Origin of the sequence: Nocardioides sp. (assembly GCF_050699375.1) — a bacterium.
GTDB lineage: Bacteria > Actinomycetota > Actinomycetes > Propionibacteriales > Nocardioidaceae > Nocardioides.
In genome coordinates this window covers 1-10,330 of record NZ_JBOHDN010000331.1, presented here as the reverse complement: position 1 = coordinate 10,330, position 10,330 = coordinate 1, and the positions used below count along the sequence as shown (strand labels likewise).

11 protein-coding genes are annotated in these 10,330 nt (G+C 69.5%); 3 read left to right on the top strand and 8 right to left on the bottom strand.

Going from position 1 to position 10,330, the window contains the following annotated elements; genetic code table 11:
- From ACRDPS_RS22780 to ACRDPS_RS22765, 4 genes are all read right to left on the bottom strand, one after another.
- The coding region (locus ACRDPS_RS22780) for an acyl-CoA dehydrogenase family protein (RefSeq protein ID WP_431503949.1) at positions 1–933 on the bottom strand (933 nt) is incomplete at its 3' end.
- The gene (locus ACRDPS_RS22775) at positions 930–1,970 is read right to left on the bottom strand and encodes an acyl-CoA dehydrogenase family protein (RefSeq protein ID WP_431503948.1); all 1,041 of its coding nucleotides are present in this window, start codon (positions 1,968–1,970) and stop codon (positions 930–932) included. The genes ACRDPS_RS22780 and ACRDPS_RS22775, both read right to left, overlap by 4 nt.
- Positions 1,967–3,178, bottom strand: a complete 1,212-nt coding sequence (locus ACRDPS_RS22770; protein WP_431503947.1) for an acyl-CoA dehydrogenase family protein — start codon at positions 3,176–3,178, stop codon at positions 1,967–1,969. Before ACRDPS_RS22770 ends, ACRDPS_RS22775 begins: the two co-directional genes overlap by 4 nt.
- Entirely contained in the window at positions 3,175–4,017 is an 843-nt protein-coding gene (locus tag ACRDPS_RS22765) for an enoyl-CoA hydratase (RefSeq protein WP_431503946.1), read from the bottom strand. The genes ACRDPS_RS22770 and ACRDPS_RS22765 overlap by 4 nt, the downstream gene beginning before the upstream one ends.
- A 46-nt stretch (positions 4,018–4,063) precedes the next feature.
- Here ACRDPS_RS22765 and ACRDPS_RS22760 point away from each other — a divergent pair, with 46 nt between their 5' ends.
- The 3 genes from ACRDPS_RS22760 to ACRDPS_RS22750 all read left to right on the top strand — a co-directional run bounded on the left by ACRDPS_RS22760 (position 4,064) and on the right by ACRDPS_RS22750 (position 7,298).
- Complete coding sequence (locus ACRDPS_RS22760; protein WP_431503945.1) at positions 4,064–5,242, top strand: acyl-CoA dehydrogenase family protein; 1,179 nt, start codon at positions 4,064–4,066, stop codon at positions 5,240–5,242.
- Positions 5,239–6,033 carry an SDR family oxidoreductase gene (locus ACRDPS_RS22755; RefSeq protein WP_431503944.1) on the top strand — a complete coding sequence of 265 codons (795 nt, stop codon included), beginning with the start codon at positions 5,239–5,241 and terminating at the stop codon, positions 6,031–6,033. The genes ACRDPS_RS22760 and ACRDPS_RS22755 overlap by 4 nt, the downstream gene beginning before the upstream one ends.
- Before the next feature lie 116 nt (positions 6,034–6,149).
- On the top strand, positions 6,150–7,298 hold the full coding sequence (locus tag ACRDPS_RS22750; RefSeq protein ID WP_431503943.1) for an acetyl-CoA C-acetyltransferase: 1,149 nt from the start codon (positions 6,150–6,152) through the stop codon (positions 7,296–7,298).
- A 69-nt stretch (positions 7,299–7,367) separates the two neighbouring features.
- Here the strand turns inward: ACRDPS_RS22750 and yidC are convergent, their stop codons facing one another.
- The 4 genes from yidC to ACRDPS_RS22730 are packed head-to-tail and all read right to left on the bottom strand — an operon-like array spanning position 7,368 to position 10,215.
- The gene (yidC, locus tag ACRDPS_RS22745; RefSeq protein ID WP_431503942.1) at positions 7,368–8,180 is read right to left on the bottom strand and encodes a membrane protein insertase YidC; all 813 of its coding nucleotides are present in this window, start codon (positions 8,178–8,180) and stop codon (positions 7,368–7,370) included.
- A 56-nt stretch (positions 8,181–8,236) separates the two neighbouring features.
- Positions 8,237–8,524, bottom strand: a complete 288-nt coding sequence (locus ACRDPS_RS22740) for a hypothetical protein (protein ID WP_431503941.1) — start codon at positions 8,522–8,524, stop codon at positions 8,237–8,239.
- A 34-nt stretch (positions 8,525–8,558) separates the two neighbouring features.
- Complete coding sequence (locus ACRDPS_RS22735) at positions 8,559–9,128, bottom strand: GNAT family N-acetyltransferase (RefSeq protein ID WP_431503940.1); 570 nt, start codon at positions 9,126–9,128, stop codon at positions 8,559–8,561.
- Between the two features lie 16 nt (positions 9,129–9,144).
- Positions 9,145–10,215, bottom strand: a complete 1,071-nt coding sequence (locus ACRDPS_RS22730; RefSeq protein ID WP_431503939.1) for an NAD(P)H-dependent flavin oxidoreductase — start codon at positions 10,213–10,215, stop codon at positions 9,145–9,147.
- Between the last annotated feature and the right edge of the window lie 115 nt (positions 10,216–10,330).

The following is a 10,330-nucleotide window of genomic DNA, read 5'->3' as shown; positions in this document are numbered from 1 at the left end:
GAAGAGCTGGGCGGTGGCGTGGGCGCGCTTGAAGTAGAGGTGGGCGTCGTGCTCCCAGGTGATCGCCACGCCGCCGTGGAGCTGGATCATCTCGGCTGCGACCTGCGAAAACGCGTCGCTGCACCAGGCCTTGGCCAACGACGCGCGTACGTCCTGGTCGGGCTGTCCCACGGACCAGGCCGCCGCCCAGGACATCGTGCGTGCGGTCTCGGTCTGGACCAGCAGGTCGGCACACCGGTGCTTCAGCGCCTGGAACGAGCCGAGCGGGCGGCCGAACTGGTGACGTTCCTTCAGGTACGCGACGGTGATCTCGAGCGCCCGCGCGGCGGCGCCGGCCTGGAGGGCGGTCATCGCGGTCGCGCCGACGGCGTCGATGTTGCTCGGGTCGGCGGTGCCGATCGAGGTCGCCTTCGTCCTGTCGTAGCGCACCTTGCCGAAGCGGAGGGTCTGGTCGAGCGCATCGACCGGAGTGACCTCGGCGTCGACGACCTCGAGGAGCTTCTCACCGTCGATGGCGAGCACGATCTCGGCGCCGGGAGCGTCCAGGACGAGGTTCTCGTCGATCACCAGCGCCGCCGGCGTCCCCGCCGCGATCTGCGGCAGCAGCCGCTGCTTGGCCTCGTCGCTGCCGCCGATCAGCAGCGCCTCGGTGGCGAGCAGGACGCCCAGGAGCGGCGACGGGGTGAGACCGGCGCCGAGCTCCTCAAGCACGAGGTGGGCCTCGAGATAGGTGCAGCCGGCCCCGTCGTACTCCTCCGGGATCGCCAGCGCCGCCACCCCGATCTGCTCGGTGAGCGTCCGCCACAGAGTGGTGTCGTAGCCTTCCGGCGTCGCCATCGCGGCGCGCAGATCCATCGAGGTCGCGCGCTTGGCGATCAGGGTGCGCACCGTCGCGACCAGGTCGGACTGCTCCTCGGTGAGCGCGAACCTCATCGAGCGTCCTCCCCTGAGACGAGCGATTCGAGGATCCGGGCGCGGTGCTCGGCGGGGGTGCCCCAGGCGCCGACGAGCGCGCGAACCTTCAGGATCCACAGGCTCAGGTCGAACTCGCGGGTGTACCCGATCGCGCCGTGGACCTGCAGCGCGGTGCGCGAGGCGAGGTACGCCGCATCGCCGGCCGTGACCTTGGCGGCTGAGACCGCGCGGGCCGCCGTCGGCGTCTCCGCGTCGAGCTCGACGGCGGCGTTGTGCACCAGTGGGGCAGCGAAGTCCAGGGCGACGCGTACGTCGGCGAGCAGGTGCTTCACCGCCTGGAACTCCCCGATCGGACGACCGAACTGGGTCCGCTGTTTCACGTAGGCGACCGAGTCGTCGAGCAGCCGCAGACCCGCGCCGTGGAGCATTGCGGAGCAGGCGAGAGTGCCGCGCTCGAGTGCGAGACCGGGGTCGATCCCCGTGATCTCGTCGCCCACGGTGACGTCGAAGAGTCGTCGCGTCGGGTCGACCGACTTTCGCGCTGCTCCGCGACCTGCGCGGTGGGCAGTCGTGGACCCACCTCCGCTCAGCGAGTAGGTCGGGTCGGCGATGTCGGCGTCGAGTGCCCTGGCCATCTGCGGGCGAAAAATTTCGCCCGCAAAGGTGGAGGGGTTGCCCCCGGGCCAGTCCCGGGGCGGCGCGACCGACACGATCGCCTCCCCGCTGGCCAGAGGCTCGAGCAGGTCGGCATCTGCGGACACCACGATGGTGGGGCCGACCGCGACGGACTCGATCCAGGGACCGGGGACGCCGTGGTAGCCGAGCCGGTCGAAGGCGACGGTCAGATCCACCGCATTGGCGCCGAGACCACCGTGCTCGTCGGGGACCAACAAGCCGGTGACTCCGAGGTCGGCGAGACGCTGCCACAGCTTCAGTCCGACCGAGTGGTCACCGGTCGTCCAGGCGCGGGCGACCGAGGGGACGTCGGCAGCGGTCAGCAGGTCGTCGAGTGCTTCGGAGAAGGCGTGCTGCTCCGGCGTACGTCCGAATCTCATCTGGTTCGACCCTCCTGGTGCGCACTTCGCGACTGCGCAAATTTGGGCAGTCCGAGCACCCGCTCGGCGACGATGTTGCGTTGGATCTGGTTGGTGCCGGCGTAGATCGGGCCGGACAGCGAGAAGAGGTAGTCGTCGAGCCAGGGTCCCTCGAGCTCGGCGTCTGCGCCCAAAAGCGACAGCGCGGTCTCGTGCAGCGAGAGGTCGAGATCGGACCACCACAGCTTGTTGATCGAGCCCTCGGGCCCGACCGCGCCGCCGGACTCGACATGAGTCACGGTGCCCCAGGTGTAGAGCCGGTAGGCCTCGGCACCGACCCACGCGTCGACGACCTTCGACCCCAGGTGGTCGATCCTGTCGACGCCCTCGGCACCATCGAGCCCACGCTCGCGATACAGCTCGACCAGCCGCTCCGCGGCCGCACAGAACCGCCCCGGTGACCGCAGCGACAGCCCGCGCTCGTTGCCGGCGGTCGACATCGCGACCTTCCAGCCGTCACCGACCCCACCGAGCACGTCCTCGTCGGGCACGAAGACGTCGTCGAAGAAGATCTCCGCGAACCCCGGCGTACCGTCGAGCTGGTCGATCGGCCGGACGGTGACACCGTCGGCCGTGAGGTCGAAGAGGAAGTACGTCAGGCCGCAATGACGTTCGGCGGCGGGATCCGATCGGAAGAGGCCGAAACCACGGTCGGCGAAGGGTGCCCGGCTGCTCCAGGTCTTCTGCCCGTTGAGCCTCCAACCTCCGGTGGTCGAGCCTGTCGAGACCACCCGCGTCGCGGTCGCGCGGAGCGAGGCGAGATCCGATCCGGCCTCCGGCTCGGACCATGCCTGAGCCCAGACCAGCGTCCCGTCGGTCATGTCGCGCAGGTAGCGCTCCTTCTGCGCCTCGGTCCCGTGGCCGAAGATGATCGGCGCGAGTAGCGAGATGCCGTTCTGGCTGATCCTTGTCGGGGCCCCGCAGAGGTAGTACTCCTCCTCGAAGATGACCCACTCGGTCAGCGATGCGTCGCGACCCCCGTACATCTCGGGCCAGGTCACCACCGACCAGCGACCGGACGCCAGGGTGCGCTCCCACTCGCGGTGGGCCGCGGCCCCCTCGGCGGTGTCCATCGACGGCAGCCGGCCGGGGTTGTTGGCGGCGAGCCAGTCGCGTGCCTCGAGGCGGAACGCCTCCTCCGCCGCGGTGAACTCCAAGGTCGTCGTCACTTCATCGACCTCGCGTTCATCCCCGCGAGCGAGTCCTTGCCGACCTCGGCGTTGTGGGCGTGGGCGGCGTGGTGGAGACCGAAGACCGAGTCCATCCCGGCCCGCATCCCCATCAGGTCCTCGGCCTGGTTGACGGCCTTCTTGGCCAGCGCGAGCCCCAGGCGCGGCATCTCGGCGATCCGCCCCGCGAGGGCGAGCGTCTCGGACTCGAGGTCGTCGCGGCGTACGACATGGTTGACCATGCCCCAGCGCTCGGCCTGCTCGGCGGAGAAGCGGCCGCCGGTGAAGAGCATCTCCTTGGCGGCGCGGGGGTTGGTGACCCAGGGGTGGGCGAAGTACTCGACCCCGGGGATGCCCATCTTGACCACCGGGTCGGAGAAGAAGGCGTCGTCGGAGGCGACGATGAAGTCGCAGGACCAGGCCAGCATCAGACCGCCGGCGATGCAGGCGCCCTGGACCATCGCGATCGTCGGCTTCGGCAGCTCGCGCCAGCGACGGCACATGCCCAGATAGACCTCTGACTCGCGCGCGAGGCGCGAGTCGACGCCCTCCTTGCCGACGTGGTCCCACCACATCACGGCCTTGCGCTCGAAGCTCTCGTCGACGTCTCGGCCCGGGGTGCCGATGTCGTGGCCGGCGCAGAAGTGCTTGCCGTTGCCGCCGAGGACGATCACCTTGATCTCGTCGTCGTTGGTGGCGCGGGTGAACGCCTCGTCGAGCGCGTAGGTCACCTTCGAGTTCTGGGCGTTGCGATAGTCGGGGCGGTTGAGCCGCACCACCGCGACGGGTCCGTGGGTCTCGTACGTCACGACACTGGTCTCGGATGGAGTGGCGGTCATGCGGCAGACGCTACCAAACAAATGCTTGGTTTGGTACGGTGGCGGCGTGGATCTGACCTACTCAGCCGAGGACGAGGCCTTCAGGGCCGAGGTGCGCGAATGGCTGGCCGACCATCTCTCCGGGGAGTGGGCGGCGCTGCGCGGCACCGGCGGGAACGGCCGCGACCACGAGTCGTACGAGGGACGGCTGGCGTGGAACCGCTATCTGGCTTCACACGGGTGGACGTGTCTGGGCTGGCCCGAGGAGCACGGCGGGCGTGGCCTGCCGCTGTTCCAGCAGGTGATCTTCCATGAGGAGTACGCCCGGGCGGACGCGCCGACGCGGGTGAACCACCTGGGCGAGGAGCTCCTCGGGCCCACGCTGATCGCCCACGGCACCAAGGGCCAGCAGGCGCGGTTCCTGCCGGGGATCGTCGCGGCGCAGGAGCTGTGGTGCCAGGGCTACTCCGAGCCAGGCGCCGGCTCCGACCTGGCCGGGGTGCGCACCCGGGCCCGGCTCGACGGAGACACGTGGGTCGTCGACGGACAGAAGGTATGGACGTCGAATGCGCACCTGTCCGACTGGTGCTTCGTGGTGTGCCGGACCGAGCCGGGATCCTCGCGCCACCATGGGCTGTCCTATCTGCTGGTGCCGATGTCGCAGCCCGGCGTCGAGGTGCGGCCGATCCAGCAGCTGACCGGGACCTCGGAGTTCAACGAGGTCTTCTTCGACGGCGCCGTGACCTCGGCGGACCTGGTGGTCGGTGAGCCCGGCGACGGCTGGAAGATCGCGATGGCGACCCTCGGGTTCGAGCGCGGCGTCTCCACGATCGGCCAGCAGGTCGGTTTCGCGCGCGAGCTCGAGACGGTCGAGGAGGCCGCTCGGGCTTCCGGTGTCATCGATGAGCCGGACATCGCACTGCGACTGAGCCGGGCCCATGTCGGGCTGGAGGTGCTCCGGCTGCACGCGCTGCGGACCCTCTCTGCGTACGACTCCGGGTCTTCGGGCCCCGAGGCGAGCGTCTCCAAGCTGCTGTGGGCGCGCTGGCACCGCGACCTCGGCGAGCTGGCGATGGACGTCGTCGGGCTCGCCGGGCTGACCACCGGCGAGGGTTATGCGCTCGACCGGCTGCAGTCGCTCTACCTCTTCTCCCGCGCCGACACGATCTACGGCGGTTCGGACGAGATCCAACGGAACATCATCGCCGAGCGTGTGCTCGGCCTGCCACGAGAGGCCCGTGCATGAAGCCCGAACAGCCAACCCCTGCGTACGTCCCCGGCCATTCGCTCCTGGAAGGCCTGGTCGTCGTCGTGACGGCAGCCGCCGGCGCGGGGATCGGGGCCGCGGTCGTGCGCAAGGTGCTCGAGGAAGGTGCCAAGGCGGTCGTCGTCTCCGACACCCACGAGCGGCGGCTCAAGGAGTCCCGCGACGCGCTCGCCGAGGAGTTCGGGGAGGACCGGATCACGGCCGTGACCTGCGATGTCACGCAGCAGGACCAGGTCGATGCGCTGCTGGACGCGGCCGATGCGTACGGCGGGGTCGACGTCCTGATCAACAATGCCGGCCTCGGCGGCACCGCGTCGGTGCTGGAGATGACCGACGAGCAGTGGTCTCGCGTTCTCGACATCACCCTGACCGGGACGTTCCGGTGCGTCCGGGCGGTCGGGCAGCGGTTCGTGGCCGCCGGGAAGCGCGGAGTCATCGTCAACAACGCCTCCGTGATCGGTTGGCGGGCCCAGGAAGGTCAGGCGCACTACGCCGCGGCCAAGGCCGGGGTGATGGCACTGACCCGCTCCGCCGCCGCCGACCTCGCGCCGCACGGGATCCGCGTCAACGCCGTCTCGCCGTCCTTGGCGATGCACCCCTTCCTCGAGAAGGTGACGAGCCCCGAGCTGCTCGTCGAGCTCAAGGGCCGCGAGGCGTTCGGTCGCGCCGCCGAGCCCTGGGAGGTCGCCAACGTCATGGTCTTCCTCGCCTCGGACTACTCGTCCTACATGACCGGCGAGGTCGTCTCGGTGAGCAGCCAACATGCCTGAGCTGGCCCGCGGGGACCATTTTCCCGCCATGGCGGGAAAATGCGGCGCCCCAGTCCGTCAGAGCCGTCCACTTTCCCGCCATGGCGGGAAAGTGCTTTCGATCGAAGGAGCAACTCGTGAATGAGGCATTCATCATCGACGCGGTTCGGACCCCCGTCGGGAAGCGCGGAGGTGCGCTCGCTGCCCTCCATCCGGCTGATCTGGGAGCGCACTCGCTGGCCGCGCTCGTCGACCGCACCGGGATCGATCCCGGAGCTGTCGACGATGTGATCATGGGCTGCTGCGACACCATCGGCGGGCAGGCGGGCGACGTCGCACGGACGGCGTGGCTGGTGGCCGGGCTGCCCGATCACGTACCCGGTGTCACCATCGACCGGCAGTGCGGCTCCTCGCAGCAAGCGGTCCACTTCGCCGCCCAAGGCGTCATGTCCGGCACCCAGGACCTGGTCGTCGCCGGTGGCCTCCAGAACATGTCGGTGATCCCGATCTCCGCGGCGATGCTGGTGGGTCAGCAGTACGGGTTCACTACCCCGTTCGCCGAGTCGCCCGGCTGGGTGAAGCGCTACGGCGACCAGGAGGTCTCCCAGTTCCGCTCCGCCGAGATGATCGCGGAGAAGTGGGGCATCACGCGGGAGGAGATGGAGGCCTACGCGCTCGCTTCCCACCAGCGTGCCAGGACCGCGATCGCCGAGGGCCGGTTCGACCGCGAGATCGTGGCCGTCGGTGATTTCGACACGGACCAGTGCCCGCGCGAGACCTCGCTGGAGAAGATGGCATCGTTGGACCCGCTCGCGCCCGGCGGGCGGATCACCGCGGCCGTCGCCTCTCAGATCTGCGACGCGTCCGCGGCCCTGCTCGTGGCATCCGAACAGGGCGTACGCAGCCATGGACTGACCCCACGCGCCCGGATCCATCATCTCTCGGTGCGCGGTGACGACCCGGTCTGGATGCTCACCGGCCCGATCGAGGCCACTCGTCATGCGCTTGCCAGGACGGGACTCGCGATCGACGACATCGACCTGTTCGAGTGCAACGAGGCGTTCGCCTCGGTCGTCCTGGCGTGGATGAAGGAGACCGGTGCCCCCCACGAGCGCGTCAACGTCAACGGCGGCGGCATCGCCCTGGGCCACCCCATCGGCGCCACCGGTGCGCGGCTGATGACGACGCTGCTCAACGAGCTCGAGCGCACCGGAGGTCGCTACGGCCTCCAAGTGATGTGCGAGGGCGGCGGCCAGGCCAACGTCACCATCATCGAGCGGCTCTGATCTCGAGGTTGTGAAGCTCAGAGTGGTCTATAGGCCACTCTGAGCTTCACAACCTTGCTTCTCGGAGGGTCAGGCGGGCTGGACCTGCGGGCTCCGGCGCTCAGCGGCGGGGGAGCCCGGGGTCGGGAACCAGCGGTGGATGACAGCGGCCTGACCGGCGGTCCACAGCCCACTGATCACCCAGTAGACGAGCAGGGCCAGCGGCACGCTGCTGCCGGCGATGAGCATGCCGGCGGCGGAGATGACCGGCATCAGCTCCTGGATGCGGATCATCGACTCGGGCATGTCGGCGCGCACCATGTTGGGCAGGACCCACAGCCGCTGGCTGAGGTAGCTGACCAGCGCGGCGGTCGCGGCCAGACCGAGGGTGATCACCAGATGCGTCGTGTCGCCGGAGAGGTAGCCGCGCCCGGTGAGCGGTGTGCCCAGGAAGGTCGCCGCCCCGAGCGAGGCGACCAGGGTGTCGCTCATCGCGCCGACCGCGGTGTCGCGGCTGACGTCGGAGAGCAGGTGGTAGAGGGCCAGGAAGATCGGCAGCTGGGCGAAGGCGGCGAGCATCGCGAACCGGGGTACGCCGTGTTCCTCGTTGATCTTCTTGCGCTCGGCCATCATCGCCATCATGTCGGCCTGGCTCGGACTGCCGGACGCGTTCTGCTTGGCGTACTTCTTCGTCAGTGCCTGCATCTGCGGACGAGCGCGAGCGGAGGCATGGGAGTGGCGTACGCCGCGGATCGTCAGGGGGAGGAGGGCGAGCCTGACCAGGATGACGACGGCGGCGATGGCCAGCAGCCAGCTGACGTTGCCTCCGGCGAAGTTCAGGATGTGGTGGGCTCCGGCGAGGACCGCCGCGAGCGCGTGCGACAACGGATCGAGAATGGACATGGGTGTGCTCCTGAGGTGAGTGGGTAGGGCTGACGGGCTCGCCGGTGGGCGAGCGGTCAGACCTGCTCAGGCGCGCGTGGGCGGCGCGGGGAGCACACCGGGTCGATGACCCGTGCAGCGAGATGGTGTGGGCCGTCGGAGACGTCTCGAGAGACCGTCGAATGTGACCTGACCAGGGAGAACGCGCCGACGTTCTGGAGCGCTCCTACGGCGACCGCGGCGAGCGCGGTCGAGACGGCGATGGTGAGCAGAGCGTGCTCGGGGTCGACGCTCATCAGCGCCGGGAGCATCAGGGTGAAGAGCGCGACGAGCGCGATGCGTACGCGCTTCGTCTCGGTGTTCACCCTGTCACTGTAGCGATTGTGGTCAACCGGAGCGTTATCGCAGGTCGCGACGCATCAGGACGCGGGGATGGCCGGCGAGGACCGAGGCGGTGTCGGCGGCGTGCGTGAAGCCCGCGGCCTCGAAGTTCTTCCGGAGGCCGGCGTACGCCATCGTCAGGTCGACCTTGGCGCCCTTGTTGTCGAGCGGATAGGCCTCGACCGCCGGTGCGCCCCGGTCGCGCGCGAAGTCGACCGCGCCGCTGATGAGCGTGTGGGAGATGCCCTGGCGGCGGTGGCCGGGACGGACGCGGACGCACCAGAGTGACCAGACGGGCAGGTCGTCGATGTGCGGGATCTTGCGGTTCCGGGCGAACGAGGTGTCCGCGCGAGGTGCGATCGCGGCCCATCCGACGGGCTCCTCGTCGTCGTAGGCAAGCACCCCGAGCGGTCCGGATCCGAGCAGGTCGCGGACGTGCTCGCCTCGCGCCGGACCCTGCAGCTCGAGGTTGAGCTTGGACGGGATCCGGTAGCTCAGGCACCAGCACACGCTGGACTCGGGGCGTTTGGGTCCGACGAGAGTGCGTACGTCTTCGAACACCGTTGCGGGGCGAACCTCGATGGGCATGGGTCCAACCTGATGCTCAGGCGCGGGCCGCGTCCAGGTATTTGAGGCGGTCGGAGGCTTGGGCGACGACGCGGTCGACGAGCTCCTCGCAGGTGGGGAGGTCGTCGAGCAGGCCTACGACCTGGCCGCTCGAGAGCATGCCGGCGTTCGTGTCGCCCTCGACCAGACCGGCGCGCAGGAGCATCGGGGTGTTGGCGGCGAGGACGACCTCGGCCCAGGTGCGGTCGCCGCCGTGGACCATCGTGCGGCCGTCCTGGATCAGGGTCCGCCAGGGGAGGCCGGACATCTCCTTGAACTGCCGGGTGCGCTTGAGGGTGCGGAGCAGCTTGGCTGAGATGCCCTCCTTCTCCAGCGTGTCGATGAACTCGGTGCGGAGCAGGCGATGCGGCATGCCGTCGGCCTTCGTCGTCACCACGGTGCCGTCGAGGCCGAATGTCAGGTAGCGCTGTCGGACATCTTCGGGGACCGCCGAGTCGGCGGTCAGCAGGAACCTGGTGCCCATGCCGATGCCGGCGGCGCCGTAGGCCATCGCCGCGGCCAGGCCGCGTCCGTCGAAGAAACCGCCTGCGGCGACGACGGGGATGTCGACCGCGTCCAGAACGCTCGGGAGGAGCAGGGTGGTGGGGACCGCGCCCGTGTGGCCGCCGCCCTCGCCGCCCTGGATCATCACCATGTCGGCGCCCCAGCTCGCGACCTTCTTGGCGTGCTTGGCCGCGCCGATCGAGGGCATCACGACGATGTCGTGCTCCTTGAGCTTGCTGATCAGCTCGGGTTTGGGGGCCAGCGCGAAGCTCGCGACCTTGACGCCGTGGTCGATCAGCAGGCGGCACCGGTCGGGTGCGTCGGAGGCGTCGGCTCGCAGGTTGACCCCGAACGGCTTGTCGGTGCGGCCCTTGACCTCGACGATCGCCTTCTCGAGCTCGTCGAGCGTCATCGTCGCGGACGCCAGGATGCCGAGCGCGCCCGCGTCGGCGGTCGCGGAGACCAGCCGCGGTCCCGCGACCCACCCCATCCCGGTCTGCACGATCGGGTGCTGCACCCCCGTCAGCTCGGTCAGCGGCGTACGAAATGTCTGTTCGGTGCTCATCGAATCTCCTGATCCTGCCGAGTCGGCGCAAATGTCCCAGAATCCGGCCTCGACCCGGCGCGAACGTCCCAGGATTTCGGCTTGAGTCGGCGCGTCTGTCTCACCCGCTTGGGAC

Coding starts and splice junctions, on each gene's coding strand:
- ACRDPS_RS22775 (WP_431503948.1), bottom strand. CDS start 1,970: ATGAGATTCGGACGTACGCCGGAGCAGCACGCCTTCTCCGAAGCACTC.
- ACRDPS_RS22765 (WP_431503946.1), bottom strand. CDS start 4,017: ATGACCGCCACTCCATCCGAGACCAGTGTCGTGACGTACGAGACCCAC.
- ACRDPS_RS22755 (WP_431503944.1), top strand. CDS start 5,239: ATGAAGCCCGAACAGCCAACCCCTGCGTACGTCCCCGGCCATTCGCTC.
- yidC (WP_431503942.1), bottom strand. CDS start 8,180: ATGTCCATTCTCGATCCGTTGTCGCACGCGCTCGCGGCGGTCCTCGCC.
- ACRDPS_RS22735 (WP_431503940.1), bottom strand. CDS start 9,128: ATGCCCATCGAGGTTCGCCCCGCAACGGTGTTCGAAGACGTACGCACT.
- ACRDPS_RS22730 (WP_431503939.1), bottom strand. CDS start 10,215: ATGAGCACCGAACAGACATTTCGTACGCCGCTGACCGAGCTGACGGGG.